An 18,083-nucleotide genomic window follows, 5' to 3' on the forward strand; every position below is an offset into this window, starting at 1 on the left:
CTCCTTACGCCGCGATGGCGTTCATGATCGCCGGAACGGACAGTTCAGCCAGCGGGATCTCCGCCACCTGTTTGCGGTCACGCATGATGATCACCCGATCCGCATAGCCTACCAGTTCCTCCAGCTCCGAGGAGATCACCAGCAGCGCCAGACCATCGGCGCACAGCGTTTCGATCAGGCGGATGATCTCGGCATGCGCGCCTACGTCGATCCCTCGCGTCGGTTCATCGAGGATCAGAAACTGTGGTTTAGTCAGCAGCCAGCGCGATAGCAGCACTTTTTGCTGGTTGCCGCCGGAGAGAAACTCGATCGGCTGTTCTGCGCTGGGGGTGCGAATGCCAAGCTGACGGATAAACCGCTCGGCAATGTCGTTTTGTTCTTTGCGCGCAATCGGCCGCAACCAGCCGCGCTGGGCCTGCAATGCCAGGATGATGTTTTCGCGCACCGAGGCGGCGGCAATAATACCGTCCGTTTTGCGATCCTCCGGACAAAAACCGATCCCCAGGCATGATGCCTGATGAGGGGATCGCAGCGTCTGCGGTTTTCCTCTGATCAGCGCGCTGCCGCTGTCCGCCGGTTTGATACCGAAAATCACCTCGGCCGTTTCGGTGCGCCCGGATCCAAGCAGTCCCGCCAGACCGACGATCTCACCAGGTCGTACTTCGAGATCGAACGGGGAGATCGTCCCTTTCTTACCGAAACCTTTGAACGCGGCCACCGGTTTATCACTCAACAAGGTACGCCCCGCACGCTGTAACGCATGAGTGTCCAGCTCGCGTCCCAGCATCATTTTGACCAGTTCAATCTGCGGCAGCTCGCGGGTTTCCCGGCAGCCGACAAAACTGCCGTTACGCAGGACGGTGATCCGATCGCTGACCTGATAAACCTGATCAAGAAAATGGGTGACGAAGATCAGACTCACGCCGCGATCGCGCAGATGCCGCATTAAGCCGAACAGCATCTCAACCTCTTGCGTATCGAGACTGGCGGTAGGTTCATCAAGGATCAGAACTTTGGCGGAAAGATCGATCGCCCGGCAGATCGCGACGATCTGTTGCATCGCCACCGAATAGCGGTTCAGCGGTTCGCGCACGTCGAGGGAAAAACCGTAAGACGCCATTAGCGCCGTAGCGCGCTTTTCCATCTCTTTGCGCCGTAGCAGGCCAAATCGACGCGGTTCACGACCAATAAACAGGTTATCCGCCACCGACATATTCGGCAGCAGGTTCACTTCCTGATACACCGTGCCAATGCCCAGCTGTTGGGCATGTGCGGTATTTCTGGGGGAGATGGCACTGCCTTCCAGCCAGATACTACCGCGATCGGCATGATAGACGCCGGTCAGCGCTTTGATGAGCGTGGATTTTCCGGCCCCGTTCTCGCCGAGCAGCGCCATAATTTCGCCGCGACGCAGACTGAAATCGACGTTATCCAGCGCTTTGACGCCAGGAAAGAATTTACTTAATCCCTCTGTACGGAGGATCTCCTGGTGTTGTTCCGCGATCATAATAGCCCTCCGCGACAAGAGTGTGGCTCTGGAGGCCCGTAGGCCGGATAATGCGGTTACGTTGCCATCCGGCAGAACCTTTTCCTGATGGCGCTTCGCTTATCAGGCCTACGGTGTTAGGTATGCCCCCAGAAAGGGTCTGAACTTAGTAGCCCATGTTTTTCTTCTTCTCTAACTCTTCTTTCGCGGTATCCGGCAGATACAGCGTCGACTTGGTGATCGTGACCTTCTCAGGCATCGTGCCATCTTTCTTGAACTTCTCGAGCGCGTCGAAGGCCGGGCCTGCCATGTTCGGCGTCAGTTCAACGCTGGCATTCGCTTCACCGTCGATCATCGCTTTGTAGATGTCCGGTACGCCGTCAATAGAACCGGTCAGAATATCTTTGCCCGGTTTCAGCCCCGCTTCTTTGATCGCCTGGATAGCCCCGATCACCATGTCATCGTTATGGGCATAAACCATGCAGATGTTCTTGCCGTTGTTCTCGGCTTTGATAAAGCTCTCCATCACCTCTTTACCTTTACTACGGGTAAAGTCGCCGGACTGAGAGCGAATAATTTTGATGTTTGGTGCTTTGGCGATGGCTTCAGCAAACCCTTTCTTACGGTCAATCGCCACGCTGGCCCCGACGGTACCCTGCAGCTCAACCACATTACACGGCTTGCCGTTCACCTCTTTGATCAGCCAGTCGCCGATCAGTTGACCTTCCAGCACGTTGTTAGCAGTGACGGTGGTCATATAGAGAGATTTGTCTTTGACATCGATGGAACGATCGAGCAAGAAGACCGGGATCTCAGCATCTTTCGCTTCCTTCAACACCGGCTCCCACCCTGTTGCCACTACCGGCGCAATAAAGATGGCATCGACGCCCTGAGCGACAAAGGAACGCACGGCTTTAATCTGGTTTTCCTGCTTTTGCTGACCGTCAGCGATTTTCAGCGTGATGCCGCGCTTCTCGGCCTCGCTTTTCGCCACGTTGGTCTCTGCGGCGCGCCAGCCGGACTCAGAGCCGACCTGCGAAAATCCTACGGTTAATGGGGCGGCCATGGCCATAGACGACATGGCTGCCGAAACTGCTGTGACGATAAGTAAGCGCTTCCACATAACTGTGTCCTCGTAGGGTAGGTTATTGTTGGTTAAGAAACAGTCGCGAAAAAACTATAGACAATCGAACATGTAACGGATTGCGTTACATCACACTTCAAAAAAGTAAATAGAACGTTAATCACAAGTTTGTAATCGCTTTCATTTACCTATGAAAAAAGCGGCTGAAGATATGGATTTTTCTGTCATGCGAGTGGTCTGAAAAGACCAGCGGGAGACGAGTGAAAACGAAATCAGGCGGAGACATTCAGCGCGAGATAGCTATAATACTCGCCACTTGTTTACGACACAGTTAAAGGAAACAGACATGAGCTTACTCAACGTCCCTGCGGGCAAAGACCTGCCGGAAGATATCTACGTTGTTATCGAGATCCCGGCTAACGCCGATCCGATCAAATACGAAGTCGACAAAGAGAGCGGCGCACTGTTCGTTGACCGCTTCATGTCCACCGCGATGTTCTATCCGTGCAACTACGGTTACATCAACCACACCCTGTCCCTGGACGGTGACCCGGTTGACGTACTGGTCCCGACCCCGTATCCGCTGCAGCCAGGCTCCGTTATCCGTTGCCGTCCGGTTGGCGTACTGAAAATGACCGACGAATCCGGTGAAGATGCGAAACTGGTTGCTGTACCGCACACCAAGCTGAGCAAAGAGTACGATCACATCAACGATGTGAACGACCTGCCGGAACTGCTGAAAGCGCAGATCACGCACTTCTTCGAGCACTATAAAGATCTCGAAAAAGGCAAATGGGTGAAAGTCGACGGTTGGGACAACGCTGAAGCGGCGAAAGCTGAAATCGTTGCCTCCTTCGAGCGTGCGGCGAAGAAGTAATTCGTCCTGTCGAGCGAAGCCCCGCATGTCGGGGCTTTTTTGTGTCCGTAAACGCGAGTCACCGACACAAAAAACTACGCCACCCGAAGGTGGCGTGGTAAAAGTGCTGGCAAACAAGGAAATGCCTGATGACGCTACGCTTATCAGGCCTACCCTGCGCGCTACTCAGTACTGGTCTCTGTCTAACCAGTTACCGCTTTCGATCAGTGTTAATCCCTCCACCGGGCGCTGGTACACGTACATCCATGCACTGCCATACGGCGTCTGGATCAACTGGCGCGCGTATTCACCGCCGCGGGTGCGCAGCGCATCCAGTTCGGCCAGAGTGGCGTTATCAATACGATAAACCTCACCGTGTACCGTTCCGTTCCCCGGAACTGCGCCTGGATAGTGGCCCAGGCTATACAACTGGTAGTTATCGATACTGTAATCGCCCAGCAACTGGGCGTTGGTCATCCAGTGGCTGTTGCCTTGTTTGGTTCGTAAACTGCCGTAGACAAATATTCGCATTGCTAAAACTCAAACTGATAGAGCAAATCCAGTGCCTGATCTACGCCAGACACGGCTTCCAGATATAGCTTAGGCATCAGGCGATAACGTAACGTGAGTGTCGCCAGTGAGTCAAATATACCCACACCATATTTCACCTGCAGACCTGGCAGTACGTATCCGCTGACGACCACCTGGGAGGAGTCGCCCACCCCCTGAGTATCCAGTGCCAGATTGCTTACGCCAAATGTCTCCCCGATTTTACCCACAACCTGACCACTTTGTGCAACCCCCAGGCCAATAAGCATGGAGGTCATCGCCGCACTGTCGCTCTGATCGCTGCTCAGACCCTGGCCGCGCAACAGATAAGAGAGCGCTTCCTGCTGCGACATTGCCGGGTCAGAGAAGATCTCAGCCTTCGGTTCATCTGCCGTTCCGGTGACGCGAACACCCGCGATCACGTCATCTTCGGTGGCTTCCGGGTTACGAATAGCTTCGATATTCAGCAACGGTTGGTCCGGCGGTCCAGAGAACAACAGTTCGCCTTTCCGCACAATCAGATCCTGACCGTAGGCGTGGAAACGGCCTTCCGGAATGTTGATCTGCCCGTTCAGCCCCAGCCCTTGCTTATCCTGCACCACGTTCAGATCGCCTGTCAGACGAGCTTTCAGACCAAACGCATTCATCCGCACGTTGTTACCCACATGCACAATCAGATTGCTGTTGATCGGGATCCCGGCGCTCTGCGGCTTCTCAGGTTGCAGGTCGTTATTGAGCATCACTTCATCGCTGGAGACGCCCACCGCGCTCTCTGGCAAGTCATGAACCACAATACGCGCCCACGGCACGTCCACCCTGCCATCGAGAGTGAACAGACTCGGCGTCGCTTCAAACACGACATCCGGAGAAACATCCAGTCGCACCATCGGCGGTACGGTGATACGTACCCTGCTGCCTTTCGCCGCCACACGCGCACGCCAGTTGTCGATCTGACTCCAGTCCGCGTCGCCGCTTAAGTTGATCTGCCCCTGCTGGGTTCGTATCACCCCGGCAAGCGTCGAGCGGGTACCGTTGAAATTCATCGCCAGTTGGCTCGGCTGCATATCAAACGGCATAAAGTTGCCGTCGATATCCAGCCCGCTTAGTTGCAGTTGCCCAAACATTTGCGGGCTCTGTACATCGCCGCCCAGACGCAGATTGGCGCTCAGCATCCCCGCCGCCTTTTCGCCGCGCGCGAAGATCGGGTTGACCATCGCCAGATTCACGTTGCGAATGTTGACGTTGCCGCCCAGGTTACGACGCCCTTGCGGATCGGTCACCTGTACCTGTCCGTCAAGCTGACCATTATTGGTCAGGCGGATCAGCCAGCCCAGTTCTGCACGATTGTTGCGCAGATCGGCTGTCACGTTCAGGGTATCGAACGCCAGCGGCAGCGGCGCATCGTTCACCGTCTGCGTCACCTTCACGTTACGCCCGGAGAGCGTAACATTACCCTGAGGCAGCCCTTCTTTGGTGGTGTCCCACGAAACGTCCGCTTTGCCAGTAAATACGCCACTGGCCTGCGTCGCCTCCGGCATAAACGGTTTCAGCATCGCCAGATCAAAGCGGTTAAGATTCACTACCGCCCGCCCTTCGGCACCCGCATCGATGGTTTGCGGCACGCACAGTTCAGCATTCGGATTTGCCCAGCAGTGCGGCCCGATACTGATTTTCTGCTCTTTGTTACGATAGTCCAGCGCGATGGCGCGAGTCAGGGTCAATGGCCCGACCGGCGTCTGGAAGCGGGTATTGCTCAGCGAGCCTTTCCAGCGCTCTTCTTTACGATCAAAACTCCCCGCCAGATCGAGCTGGCCGGAGACCGGCTCGCCCTGAACACGTAATTGCAACTCGTGCTGCTTCTCGCTGCCTTTGGCGTTCAGGGTCACAAGGTTGATGTTCACGTCGGGCTGCGAAATACGTTCAACCCGTACACTGAGGTTACCGGCAATCTGATCCGTCGATTTGATATCGCCTTCCACGCGCACCTGCGCCACGGACAGTTCCTGCCAGCGCAGCCCGCGGGCGGTGATATCCGCCAGCAGTTGCGGAGCGTCGACGGTACCACGCACCTTGACCAACCCTTTTGCCGTCCCGCCGAGTCCCGGCAGCGCGTTATCCAGTCCCGGCGCGTCGATGGTCGCATCCAGATTGAGATCTTTTACGCCCAGCTCGCCTTTCACATCGGCGCTGTTTGGTCCCAGTTCCAAATGCAGGCCCGGAATGGTCCACTGCAAATAGCTGTTGCCTTTCAGCGATCCGTTGACGTTAACCTTGTTCTGCTTAACGTTCCCGGTCAGTTTCAGCTCCGGCACGTCCATCTGCCAGGTGCCGCCATACAGGCTGCCCCGGGTTTTGATCAGGCCATTGAGCTTCGACGGCCAGTCCGGGATCTCTTTCGCGGTGTTGATGCCGTCCAGCGTCAACTCGCCTCGCCAGCTGATCGCCTGTTGCCAGTCCACCAGCGCTTTCAGCTCGGTTTTCCCTTCCAGCGCCGCCACGCTGAGTTTATCGAGATTAATTTGCTGTTCGTTGCCTTTCGCATCAAGGGTAATGGTCGCCGGCGGGATATCCTGCCCTTTCACCGCCGTACGCATCGACAGCGTGTAGTCCGTCATCTTGCCGGTGAGCTTGAGCTTGATATCGTCGGCCTGGAACTGTTTGTCGCCGGTAAAGGGCCAGTAAATCTGCTTACTGACCACCTCCAGATTCAGCGGTAGCCCGGCTTCCGCCAGACGCGTCTGGGCACGCAGAACCATGTCCACCGGCCCGGAAAGGTTCACACCCACTTCCAGTTGTTCACGCAGCGCCCCACCCACCTTCAGCTTCACCTTCTCGCCTTTCAGCGGATCGACGTTCAGCGTGCTGTTCAGGGTGATGTCTACCGGCCAGTTATTGGTCAACTGGGCCGTACCGCTGGCATTCACCGTACCCTGACTGGAGTCGATATCGAGCGCATCGAGCTTCATGTTGCCGTCGATGCTGCTTACTTTCAGCAGCAGGTTATACACCGTCAGGTCAGTATCGCCGGTGATACGCAGTTGTTCGCCTTTAAACGCTTCAATATTGAGATTGAGCGGCAGATGAACGTCCGTCATCTCCGGCAGAACCGGCTGCGAAAACAGATCTTTCAGCGTTTCACCAAGCGGTTTTTCATCCGGCTGCGGGTTCTGGATCTTCGGCTCGACCACCTCTTCCTGAGCAACCTCCGCCACTTTCGGCAGCGCGATCAGCAATCCCTGTAACGACGTGGGTTTCAGGGTCAGATCCTTCTCTTGCCAGTGCAAGCCGGAGGTAAAATCCATCACCGACACGATGGTGTCATCGATTTTAATATTGACGTTATTGAGCGCCACGCGAGAAAGCGTGATCGGATACGGCGTGGAGAGATTCAGTGGCCCGCTATCCTCTTCTTCCTCTACCTGCTCAGAAGGCGGCATTTTTTTACTGTCGATCGCCACATTAATGTCTTTGAGCGACAGATCGTTCACGCACAGGCTGCTGTTCCACAGGCAATTCAGCCCGACCGCCAGACGCACTTCCCCGGCGTTAACCGCTACACCAGGCTGGTCAAAGCGGATATTTTTCAGCGACAAATCATGCCAGCCGCCGGTGACCTGACCAATTTCCAGCCCCGGTACCCAGCGATTCGCCGCATTGAAGATCAAATGCAGGCCGGTTGCTGTTCCGACCAGAAACGCCACCGCTCCCAGCAACAGCAGGATAAAAATCAGGATGCCGAGGCTTATCTTCTTCCATAAACTCATAATTCAGGCCCCAGACCGATGTAAAACTGTAAACCGTGTTCCTCTTTGTCGCCGACCGGCACGGCAAAATCGAGCTTGATCGGCCCGACCGGAGACTGCCAGCGTACCCCCACCCCGGCGCCGGTTTTGAAATCGCTTTTGCGGATATCACTGACCGCTTCACCGCTATCGACAAACATCGCCCCCCACCATTTACCGGTCACGTTGTACTGGTATTCCAGCGATCCGGTCACCAGCTTCGAGGCCCCTTTCAGGTCACCATTGCTGTACTCTGGTGAGATGGATTTATATTTGTAGCCACGAATACTGCGGTCGCCCCCGGCGAAGAAACGCAGATCCGGCGGCACTTTGTCGAAATCACCGGTTTCGATCCAGCCAAGATTGCCGCGCATCACGAAGCGATGACGATCGTACAGGGAACGGATCCAGACGTTTTGCGCCTGAAAGACCGAGAAGTCGACATCAGAGCCCCAGGCGGTGTTGGAATAATCAATAGAGTAACGCTGGGAATCGCCCCAGGTGGGCATCAGTCCGCCGCGCGAACGGGTTCGGCTGATCATCACGCCGGGATAGAGCAGCATGGTAGTGTTCGTCACCTGCCCCTGCGTAAAGTGGTCGAGACTCCAGCGCAGGTTAATGGCGCGCTGCCAGCCGCTGGAAAGGTCCCAGTAGCGGGAAACCGCAAGCGTGGTGGAGTCCTGTTCGGTATCGTTGAGATCGGTACGCTTAAAGCCGCCTTGTACCAGATAGTACTGCTCCAGCGGGTTCTTCAGCAGCGGCATTTTGTAGCTGAAATCCAGTTGCTGTTCAGGCGATGAGATACTGGCGCTGGTCGTCAGGCTGTGACCGTAGGAGTTCATCCACGGTTTTTTCCACGTGGTCTTCACGCGCGGCCCCACGTCGGTGGAATACCCCACCCCGGTCTCAATGGTGTTTTCCGTTCGCGGTGAAACCACACCCTTCAGCGGCAGTACTTTGGTTTTTCGCGCTTTGTCGAATTCGGGCGCCACAACCACGGAATTAAACCAGCCAGTCGCCGAGAGTCGACGGTTCAGCTCGCCGAGATCTTTTGACTCGTATGCATCCCCTTCTTTAAAGGGCACCAGATTTTGCAGATACTCCTCGCGGATCTGCGAACCTTCAAAGGAGACGTGACCAAAGCGATAACGTTCACCACTGTCGTAATCGATATCCCAGAACGCCTGATGGCGATCAAGCGCAATACCCAACTGGCTCTTATTAAATTCGCTGTCGAAATACCCTTTACGTAGCGCCACGCTGGTGAGGGATTTTTTAAAGGCGTCATAATCCCCATGATCGAGCACCGTACCGATTGCCGGACGCGTTTTCAGCAGATCCAGGTAATCTCTGTCGGTACGCGCGCCGCCGCGTAAAATGACTTCTGTTCCGCCAATGCGCACCGGTTCACCGGGTGTCACTTTGGCTACCAGCACCTGACGCCCTTTCGCCGGAGGCGGACGCAGATCGAAATCGATGGTCGGTTCATAATAACCGAGCGCCTTCAACCCTTCGCGGATAGCGTCATCCACGCGCGCGCGAAAACGCCGATCCGGCGTGACTTCATCACTCTGGATAGTTGAGAGTTGTGCCCGGACGTTTTTCTCCAGTTCTCCTGATAGCCCTTCGACCTGTAGACGGACGTTCGCGGCAAAAGCAGAACTACTCAAACACAGCAGGCTCACCCAACATAACTGACGGATATGTGGCACTTTTTCTCCTGAAATCCCTTATTTCCACCCCTGGAAAAAAATCATAACGCCGCTCCACGGCTTAACAAAAACCCAACAATTGGGGTTGAAAAACAGACGACACCCCAAATATTTCTTATGTTTACTGTAGACGTATTCGTAACGGTTATTGTGTGCAAATACGCGTCTTGTTACAACCTTAACCCCAATTACTGATTTTCGGGAGAACGGCACCATGAGTTTATTTGATAAAAAGCATCTGATTTCACCGTCAGATGCCCTCCCTGGGCGCAATACCCCGATGCCCGTGGCGACGCTGCATGCCGTCAACAAACACTCGATGACAAATGTCCCCGAAGGGATGGAAATCGCCATTTTCGCCATGGGCTGTTTCTGGGGCGTAGAGCGGTTGTTCTGGCAACTGCCTGGCGTTTACAGCACCGCGGCAGGATACACCGGTGGCTATACGCCCAACCCCACCTACCGGGAAGTCTGCTCCGGTGAAACGGGCCACGCCGAAGCGGTGCGCGTGGTGTACGATCCGGCGGTCATCAGTTATGAGCAATTGCTGCAGGTGTTCTGGGAAAACCACGATCCGGCACAGGGCATGCAGCAGGGCAATGACCACGGCACTCAGTATCGTTCGGCTATCTATCCGCTGACGCCGGAACAGGACAGCGCCGCGCGCGCAAGCCTGGAGCGTTTCCAGGCAGCCATGCGCGCAGCGGGCGACGACCGTCCTATCACCACCGAAATCAGCAACGCGACACCGTTCTATTACGCTGAGGAAGACCATCAGCAGTATCTGCACAAAAACCCGTACGGCTACTGCGGTATCGGCGGGATTGGCGTCTGTTTACCGCCTGGAACAAAATAGAGATTATCAGGGTCCTGAGGGACCCTTTCTTTTTCATCAGCCCCGTAAGCGATAATTAATGGCATTCTCTCCATGAGCCATCGCCAGCCGCGTTTCAGATAAACAAATAGACAAAACTAATAGTTAATAACTATTTTCAATACTCTACATACCATTTGAACCAACAGATTGTTCACTTCCCCTACAAAGCAATAACTAAAAAATAACTATATATTTATTAGCTATTGCAATTAATCATTCGTTGCCATCATGCCTCGTGCACCAGGCCCGATTACCCCTTGAACGTCTGTATGATGGGCTCATCCAACATCGTAGATAACAAATATAAAATTTTAACACCTCGCTGCAAAATTGTAATAATCAAGTAAACCAACCATATAGCAATAATAATTTCATCCAAAATTAGATTATAATCTCCTTGAATGGTTTACATAGAATGTCATAATTTAATTTTCAAACAGAAACACTTAATTACAAAACTTCAAGTGAGCATGGGATTTTTCCATATTGCCACCCATAGATACACCTTATGGAAATAACATACGATCACGATATCACTTATATATTATTCTATGGAGCCAGGCTATGAATAGAAAATTAAAATTAATATCAGCAATGGTATTATCATCAGTTGCCATCGGTAATGCGCATGCTGCGTTGACGGATGATCAGGGAACTGTACATTTCCAGGGGAAAATTATTAATCCGCCCTGTGAAGTATCAACAGATTCAAAGACGGTAAACGTGACTTTCACGCCTATGGTCGCAACTACCTTTGCCGCTATCGGCTCTGAAAATCCGCAAACCCAGGACGTAGTGATTAATCTGAAATCCTGTCCAGCCGATACCACCATCAACCTGACGTTCTCTGGTGCGACTGCCACGACCAGCGATCAGCTGAAAGCAATGACAGGTTCGGATGCCACGGGTGTCGGTATTGTCATGTATGGAACTGGCAGTGCAGCCAGTACAAAAGTTGTTTTTGACAACAAGCCGGATGCGGCCTTTGCACAAACCACGCCAGCCGGTGAAGCCAGTGACCTGGCGTTTAATTATAAGGCTAAAGTTGTTGCAACTGTCACGCCAGCGGATATCAAAGGTGGCGATTTCACGGCAGATACAACCTATACCATTTCCTATCCTTAATGATAAAAGCGTAGAGAAGGCATATTGAATGATATGCCTTTCTGGCTTGCCTTATGATTTGTGAATGATGAAAAAATTAATACGTAATTCCTTTTTGTTAACATCTATATTAACGTGCGCGCCAGCGATTTCAGGTGTGCAGGTTGGCGCAACCCGTATTGTGTACCCATCCAATAGTGATGAGGTTCAGTTGACTGTTCAAAGTAAAAACACATCAACGAATCATCTGGTTCAGGCATGGGTAAGTAATATAGACGATCAAGGTGATGCGCCTTTTATTGCTACCCCCCCTCTTATGAAGCTTGGAGCAGGCCAGGAAACTATTTTCCATTTTATTTATGCCAAAAAAGGAGCTGAACTTCCTAAAGACAGGGAGTCCGTATTCTGGGCTAATATTAAATTTATCGCCAGCACGCCTGAAAACATGCGCGATCAGAGTAAATTGCAGATTGCATCCAGAACGCGCATTAAACTTTTTTATCGCCCGACATCTCTTAAGGATAACGAGGCTTTTAGCGCCTACGAAAAAATTAATTTTTCAAGGCAGGGTAATGCACTGAATATAACCAACCCAACCCCTTTTTATGTGACATTTAACTCTATTACTGTTGATGGCAAACCTGTCACTGCCCCAAAAGATACCTTAACAGCCATGACAATGATGGTGGCACCGTATGGGCATATTTCACTGCCAGCAGCATTAAAAGCGAATTCAGTGATCAAATGGAACGCTATTAGCGATTACGGCAGCGCCACACCGAGTAAAGAATCTGTATTAAAATAAGGTTGAATAGAATGGCCAGAGGCGATATAAGCAGTCAAAATCGTTCGGAAAGGTTTGCTTATTCTGCATTAGCCTTAGCGGTAATGCTCTTGAGCACTTATGCCGTTGCGGAAGACCAGTTTAATCTGAACGCCTTAAGCCATGATACGCCACTCGCCGACAGCAATATCCTGCAAAAGTATATTGCCGATAACGAAATGCTGGAAGGCAGTTTTTTATCAACTATTTATTTTAATTCTAATTATGTAGAGAAAAAAGAAATCAACTACAAACTCTCTACAGATAGAAACCGACTTGTTCCTGCTCTCACCAAAGCAGATTTACGTCGTTACGGTGTCAACGTTGATGTGCTCTCAGGCTTTCAAAAAGTGAAGGACGAAGACACCATTGGGAATATTGGGCAATATATAGACGGTGCCAGTTATACCTATAGCGAGAAAACGCAGCGTCTGGATATCCGCGTACCACAGATAGCCTTAAATCAGGAAGCGAAAGACGCGGTCTCACCCGAATTATGGGATGATGGCTTACCTGCCCTCCTGTTAGGCTACTATTATAGTGGATCACAGTTGTACGCCCGAAACAGTAGCGACGGAAATACAAACAGTAATTTTTTAAGTTTAAACTCGGGTGCTAATCTTGGCGGATGGCGGCTGCGCAATGTATCGAACTATTCCGGCGAAAAGTGGGACGAGCTTTCAACAACGTTGACGCATGATATTAAAACGTTGCGCAGCCAATTTTTAGCCGGGGACAGCAGCACACCTTCGGACATTTTTGATAGCATTCAGTTTCGCGGCGTCAGAGTCTATTCTGATTCCACTATGCATCCTTATAGCGAGCAAGGATTTGCGCCGCTGATTCGTGGTATCGCGCACAGTGATGCTAAAGTCACCATCAAACAAAATGGCTATAAAATTTACGAAACCTACGTCGCTCCTGGCACGTTTGAAATTCGGGATATTAATCAGGTTTCATCCGGGAGTGACTTCGACGTTATCGTGACCGAAGTTGACGGCAGCGAACATACTTTTACCCAATCGTCTTCCTCCTTACCGGTCATGCTGCGTAGTGGCAGTTATAGTTATAGCGTGGCCTACGGCAAATATCAGAGCAATGATGTTTCCGACGCGCCTGATTTCGGCCAGGCTCAGCTTATTTATGGTATGCCATGGGGAATGACTGTCTATGGTGGGCTGATTGGTACCGATATATATCAGTCTGCTGCTCTGGGTATTGGTATGGATTTGCACGCTGTGGGCTCAATTTCTTTTGATGCCACTCAGGCCAAAAGCCAGCTTAATGATGATCAAAATGAAACCGGTATGTCATACCGTCTTCAGTATGCGAAAAACATAGATGCGACTAACACTAACCTGACTATCGCCAGTTATCGCTATTCTTCTGCAAATTTTTACACTTTTGCGGAAACACTTAACCATCGAGACTCAGCGGATATAGCCGATGATATGTACTCCTACAGAGATCTCTATAACCGCCGGAGCCGTGCACAAATCAACATCAGTCAAGCATTGGGAGAATGGGGTAGCTTATATCTGTCGGCTTATCAGCAGGATTACTGGAAACTGAATAAGTCTGAGCGTAATTTCACGTTAGGCTATAACGTGATGCTCAATAATGTTTCGTACTCATTTAACGCGTCACAAACGCAGATGCCCACCAGCCAAACGGATACGCAATATTTATTAACCATTGGTATTCCATTGGATAAATGGTTGCCGCAAACCTGGGCGACTTATGCACTTAACTCTTCACAGCAAGGCAATGCGGGACACCAGCTTGGTATTAATGGCATTGCGCTGAAAGACAATAACTTAACTTACAATATACAACAGTCATACTCAGAGCAGAACAACGCAACAAGCGGCAGCATGAATGCCGCTTATCGCGGCTCATCCGGTACACTGAGCGGTGGTTACAGTTATGATAATAATAGTCAGCGCGTGAATTACAGTGCACAGGGCGGCATAATCGCTCATCCTTTTGGTGTAACCTTAGCGCAAACCTTACCGGAAACCATGACATTAGTTCGCGCACCCGGTGCCGCAAATATTAACGTCAGCGGCGCATCAGGTATTTATACGGATAAACGTGGTTATGCCGTAGTTCCTTACAGTAATCCCTATCGGCAAAACACTATATCGCTGAATACCAGTGGCAGTAGAAATAGTGATATTAGCGATCCGGTAAAAACTGTCGTACCGACTCGTGGTGCAGTGGCTCTCGCGGATTATAAAGTGCGCAGCGGAGCACGTGTGCTTTTTACATTGCTGCACGGTAATAGTACTGTTCCCTTTGGCGCTCTGGTCTCAACCCCGCAAGAGGAAGAGAACCCAACCAGCCTCGTCGACGATCACGGTCAGGTTTATATCACCGGTGTCTCCAAAGGGATGAAACTGGTGGCCCTATGGGGAAATGGCAGTGATCATACTTGTGAGACGCACGTCCCCTCATTATCCGAAAGCGCTGACAGCGAAGCGACCGTAATGCGCCTCTCGCTGGAATGCCATTAATATTGCCAGGTGACAAGATGCGAAATAAAGAATGAGTCCGTGCTGCCGTGATAACGTCTCTTTCTCCTCATGGAGATACCACAACACCGGTACGCGTCCGATATTAATGTTACCTGTCTGAAAATGATCCGTACCAGCATAAAATTTAATAGTACGACGATAAATGGAAAAAACACTATGCTTCATTTAGATAATGTTGATATACCCTCATCTGCTCAAGGGGACGGTATTCAAATCCCATCCAATATCCAACCTGTTTATTTCATTGGACAATATGATTTATTAACTCACATAACAACACAAGTGACCTTGTCCTGTCAGGCCTGTTTAATAGGCTTAACCGCGCTATTAAGACCGTAGATGTCAACGCAACGGCGACATTCGATATGATTTAGCGTTACTACTTTACGGATTAATTATGATCTCACGTTTTATACTGACCTGGATACTGCGTATTTTCTTTAGTGTCTGTGCAATATCTTTATCCTGCTCTGCATGGGCAGATTGTACCCTGAGGAACGGTACAAGTACCGTTTTACAGCAAATCAATATACCTGCATTAAGGTTAAATTATACTAACCCGGCAGATACTATTCTTTGGGAAAGCCCCGTTATCACTGCCTCCACTATGGCGGATATCTATTGTTATACTGATCAAGTGGTTGAATCAGGCTATCAATCAGCAAAGACACCGGTAAGTGACATTTCTACTTCCTATGTTTATGAAACGAACAATCCTGGCATTGGTATAAAAATCCTGGCCGGTCAGGATATGTCCAATTTAATCCCCATGGCCTGGCCGCATGGGACTGAGCAAGCTAAGGCGAGTTACGCTTACAAGCAACAAAATTACTTTAAAGTTCAATTAATTGCTACCGGGTCACGAATTACTACCGGTGTCCTGAATTTAACTAATTACAGCGTTGAACGTGTGTTTGGCTCTGCCCGTCAGTATTTAATGTCCTTTAATCCAACCTCGGTGTTCGTGCAATCTGTTGGCTGTGATATTGAAACCAAAGATATTACCGTCCCATTAACAGGATCACAGGGGATTGCTATCACATCACTTCCTCGTTCCGGCAACACCACCTCTCCCGTAAGCTTTGATATTGTTCTTAATTGCGAACAGGGCACGAATGTGAACATAAAATTTGACGGCACCACCACCGACGGTCAAAAAAAGACGTTGGCGTTGGATAATCCTAATCAGAGTTCCTCCGCTCGCGGTGTTGGCGTACAAGTGATGTATAACTACCAGCCCGTCACCTTCGGAAAAGAGGTTTATTTACTGAGCAATGCAGATTCAACGACGATTACCTTGCCTTTTCAGGCGTGGCTGATTCGTCTGAGCGATGCCATCAAGGCCGGAGACGTCAACGCAACGGCGACATTTGATATGATTTATCGCTGATGGTTTTCTCACTTGCCAACAGAAAGAGATCGACGTTTACCCACCGCTAGCGGCCTGCCCCGCCCTTACGCTATACTAGCCCCTGAACTTACCGGCTCACCTCCACGGGCCGGTTTTCATTAAGTTTTACCACATGGATTTATCAACTTCCCTTCCGAGGATCTGGCGTGACGCCGGATAAGATATGTTAAACAGTATTTTCATTATTCTTTGCCTGATCGCTGTGAGTGCGTTCTTCTCGATATCCGAGATCTCACTTGCCGCCTCACGTAAAATTAAGCTCAAACTGCTGGCCGATGAAGGCAATCTCAATGCGCAACGCGTGTTGAAAATGCAGGAAAACCCGGGGATGTTCTTCACGGTGGTGCAAATCGGTCTGAACGCGGTCGCCATTCTTGGCGGTATCGTCGGTGACGCCGCATTTTCCCCCGCTTTTAACTCGTTATTTTCTCGCTATATGTCGCCGGAACTCTCTGAGCAGTTGAGCTTTATTCTCTCCTTCTCGCTGGTCACCGGTATGTTTATCCTCTTCGCGGACTTAACCCCGAAACGCATCGGTATGATTGCGCCAGAAGCTGTGGCTTTGCGTATCATCAACCCGATGCGCTTCTGTCTGTTTGTTTTCACACCGCTGGTGTGGTTCTTCAACGGGTTGGCGAACGTGATCTTTCGCATCTTCAAATTGCCGATGGTGCGCAAGGATGACATCACGTCTGATGATATTTATGCGGTGGTGGAAGCTGGGGCGCTCGCAGGCGTATTGCGTAAACAGGAACATGAGCTGATTGAGAACGTGTTCGAGCTGGAATCGCGCACCGTGCCGTCATCGATGACGTCGCGTGAAAACGTGATCTGGTTCGATCTGCATGAAGACGAGCAGAGCCTGAAAAACAAAGTGGCGGAACATCCGCACTCCAAGTTCCTTGTCTGTAACGAAGATATTGACCACATCATTGGTTACGTTGACTCGAAAGATTTACTGAATCGTGTTCTGGCGAATCAGAGTATGGCGCTGAACAGCGGCGTGCAGATCCGCAACACCCTGATTGTTCCGGATACGCTAACTCTTTCTGAAGCGCTGGAAAGCTTCAAAACCGCCGGTGAAGACTTTGCGGTGATCATGAACGAATACGCGCTGGTCGTGGGGATCATCACGTTGAATGATGTGATGACCACGCTAATGGGCGATCTGGTCGGTCAGGGTCTGGAAGAGCAGATTGTGGCGCGCGACGAGAACTCCTGGCTGATTGACGGCGGTACGCCGATCGATGACGTGATGCGCGTGCTGGATATCGACGAGTTCCCGCAATCAGGTAACTACGAAACGATTGGCGGCTTTATGATGTTCATGCTGCGTAAAATCCCGAAACGGACCGATTCCGTGAAGTTCTCGGGCTACAAATTCGAAGTGGTGGATATCGATAACTACCGTATCGATCAGTTGCTGGTGACCCGCCTGGACAGTAAACCAAGCGTACTGGTGCCGAAACTGCCGGACGTTCAGGGAGACGTTAAAGCGTAGTATTCGCTTATTCTGCCTACTCCAGAAACATCAACGGCTCCCAATGGGAGCCGTTTTTTAAACTACTGCATAGCACTTTGGTTAAGCCATCTCAGTTTGCAGACGCAGAACCTGACGGTTAACTTCGGACATCACAGACAGATGCTGTTTATCCTTCACTTTTGGGATAAGAATCTTGCCCTTATCAAACTCAAAAGCGCCAACGTCCTTGATATATAACCGTCCACGGAACAGGATCTTCACGTACTTCGCCACTTGCAGTGGGTTGTACCGTTGGAAAATTTTCATTGTTATCTCCTGCTTAAGTCACGCCCTTGTGGTCCCACAATCGGTCCAACCGTTCTAAGGCGCAAAATTTAAT

General features: G+C 51.1%; 13 protein-coding genes. 7 read left to right on the forward strand and 6 right to left on the reverse strand.

All coding sequences use genetic code 11. From position 1 onward, the window contains the following. Positions 1 to 4: 4 nt before the first annotated feature. Together ytfR and ytfQ are read right to left on the reverse strand one after the other, a co-directional pair. Positions 5 to 1,507, reverse strand: a complete 1,503-nt coding sequence (gene ytfR / locus KI228_RS19315) for a galactofuranose ABC transporter, ATP-binding protein YtfR (RefSeq protein WP_042999212.1) — start codon at positions 1,505 to 1,507, stop codon at positions 5 to 7. Between the two features lie 145 nt (positions 1,508 to 1,652). Continuing rightward, positions 1,653 to 2,609, reverse strand: a complete 957-nt coding sequence (gene ytfQ / locus KI228_RS19320; protein ID WP_042999211.1) for a galactofuranose ABC transporter substrate-binding protein YtfQ — start codon at positions 2,607 to 2,609, stop codon at positions 1,653 to 1,655. A 307-nt stretch (positions 2,610 to 2,916) separates the two neighbouring features. Between ytfQ and ppa the strand changes: the two genes are divergently transcribed. Continuing rightward, on the forward strand, positions 2,917 to 3,447 hold the full coding sequence (gene ppa, locus KI228_RS19325) for an inorganic diphosphatase (protein WP_042999210.1): 531 nt from the start codon (positions 2,917 to 2,919) through the stop codon (positions 3,445 to 3,447). A gap of 165 nt (positions 3,448 to 3,612) precedes the next feature. Here ppa and KI228_RS19330 read toward each other — a convergent pair whose 3' ends face one another. From KI228_RS19330 to tamA, 3 genes are read right to left on the reverse strand one after another with little or no spacing between them, the layout of a single operon-like run. After that, positions 3,613 to 3,957: a gamma-glutamylcyclotransferase family protein gene (locus KI228_RS19330; protein ID WP_042999209.1), complete on the reverse strand. Its 345-nt coding sequence runs from the start codon at positions 3,955 to 3,957 to the stop codon at positions 3,613 to 3,615. 2 nt (positions 3,958 to 3,959) lie between these two features. After that, on the reverse strand, positions 3,960 to 7,739 hold the full coding sequence (gene tamB / locus KI228_RS19335; RefSeq protein ID WP_061069564.1) for an autotransporter assembly complex protein TamB: 3,780 nt from the start codon (positions 7,737 to 7,739) through the stop codon (positions 3,960 to 3,962). Further along, on the reverse strand, positions 7,736 to 9,469 hold the full coding sequence (gene tamA, locus KI228_RS19340) for an autotransporter assembly complex protein TamA (RefSeq protein ID WP_061069563.1): 1,734 nt from the start codon (positions 9,467 to 9,469) through the stop codon (positions 7,736 to 7,738). The genes tamB and tamA overlap by 4 nt, the downstream gene beginning before the upstream one ends. Before the next feature lie 214 nt (positions 9,470 to 9,683). Between tamA and msrA the strand changes: the two genes are divergently transcribed. The 6 genes from msrA to paeA all read left to right on the forward strand — a co-directional run bounded on the left by msrA (position 9,684) and on the right by paeA (position 17,722). Further along, on the forward strand, positions 9,684 to 10,325 hold the full coding sequence (msrA, locus tag KI228_RS19345; protein ID WP_141227657.1) for a peptide-methionine (S)-S-oxide reductase MsrA: 642 nt from the start codon (positions 9,684 to 9,686) through the stop codon (positions 10,323 to 10,325). A gap of 585 nt (positions 10,326 to 10,910) precedes the next feature. After that, on the forward strand, positions 10,911 to 11,471 hold the full coding sequence (locus KI228_RS19350; RefSeq protein WP_042999205.1) for a fimbrial protein: 561 nt from the start codon (positions 10,911 to 10,913) through the stop codon (positions 11,469 to 11,471). A gap of 64 nt (positions 11,472 to 11,535) precedes the next feature. Then, positions 11,536 to 12,255, forward strand: a complete 720-nt coding sequence (locus tag KI228_RS19355; protein WP_051642297.1) for a fimbrial biogenesis chaperone — start codon at positions 11,536 to 11,538, stop codon at positions 12,253 to 12,255. Positions 12,256 to 12,266: 11 nt separating this feature from the next. Next, positions 12,267 to 14,789, forward strand: a complete 2,523-nt coding sequence (locus tag KI228_RS19360) for a fimbria/pilus outer membrane usher protein (RefSeq protein WP_061069562.1) — start codon at positions 12,267 to 12,269, stop codon at positions 14,787 to 14,789. Positions 14,790 to 15,207: 418 nt separating this feature from the next. Then, a complete protein-coding gene (locus KI228_RS19365; RefSeq protein ID WP_081097220.1) occupies positions 15,208 to 16,200 on the forward strand; it encodes a fimbrial protein in 993 nt (330 codons plus the stop codon). 184 nt (positions 16,201 to 16,384) lie between these two features. Continuing rightward, a complete protein-coding gene (paeA, locus tag KI228_RS19370) occupies positions 16,385 to 17,722 on the forward strand; it encodes a polyamine export protein PaeA (RefSeq protein ID WP_042999204.1) in 1,338 nt (445 codons plus the stop codon). An 81-nt stretch (positions 17,723 to 17,803) separates the two neighbouring features. On the opposite strand, the gene KI228_RS19375 is transcribed toward paeA, so the two are convergent. Next, positions 17,804 to 18,010 (reverse strand): DUF1107 domain-containing protein, encoded by a 207-nt coding sequence (locus KI228_RS19375; protein ID WP_004857160.1) that lies wholly within the window; start codon positions 18,008 to 18,010, stop codon positions 17,804 to 17,806. Positions 18,011 to 18,083 lie beyond the last annotated feature (73 nt).

The organism is Citrobacter amalonaticus, assembly GCF_018323885.1.
Taxonomy (GTDB): domain Bacteria; phylum Pseudomonadota; class Gammaproteobacteria; order Enterobacterales; family Enterobacteriaceae; genus Citrobacter_A; species Citrobacter_A amalonaticus.

Coding starts and splice junctions, on each gene's coding strand:
- ytfR (WP_042999212.1), bottom strand. CDS start 1,507: ATGATCGCGGAACAACACCAGGAGATCCTCCGTACAGAGGGATTAAGT.
- ytfQ (WP_042999211.1), bottom strand. CDS start 2,609: ATGTGGAAGCGCTTACTTATCGTCACAGCAGTTTCGGCAGCCATGTCG.
- ppa (WP_042999210.1), top strand. CDS start 2,917: ATGAGCTTACTCAACGTCCCTGCGGGCAAAGACCTGCCGGAAGATATC.
- KI228_RS19330 (WP_042999209.1), bottom strand. CDS start 3,957: ATGCGAATATTTGTCTACGGCAGTTTACGAACCAAACAAGGCAACAGC.
- tamB (WP_061069564.1), bottom strand. CDS start 7,739: ATGAGTTTATGGAAGAAGATAAGCCTCGGCATCCTGATTTTTATCCTG.
- msrA (WP_141227657.1), top strand. CDS start 9,684: ATGAGTTTATTTGATAAAAAGCATCTGATTTCACCGTCAGATGCCCTC.
- KI228_RS19350 (WP_042999205.1), top strand. CDS start 10,911: ATGAATAGAAAATTAAAATTAATATCAGCAATGGTATTATCATCAGTT.
- KI228_RS19355 (WP_051642297.1), top strand. CDS start 11,536: ATGATGAAAAAATTAATACGTAATTCCTTTTTGTTAACATCTATATTA.
- KI228_RS19360 (WP_061069562.1), top strand. CDS start 12,267: ATGGCCAGAGGCGATATAAGCAGTCAAAATCGTTCGGAAAGGTTTGCT.
- KI228_RS19365 (WP_081097220.1), top strand. CDS start 15,208: ATGATCTCACGTTTTATACTGACCTGGATACTGCGTATTTTCTTTAGT.
- paeA (WP_042999204.1), top strand. CDS start 16,385: ATGTTAAACAGTATTTTCATTATTCTTTGCCTGATCGCTGTGAGTGCG.
- KI228_RS19375 (WP_004857160.1), bottom strand. CDS start 18,010: ATGAAAATTTTCCAACGGTACAACCCACTGCAAGTGGCGAAGTACGTG.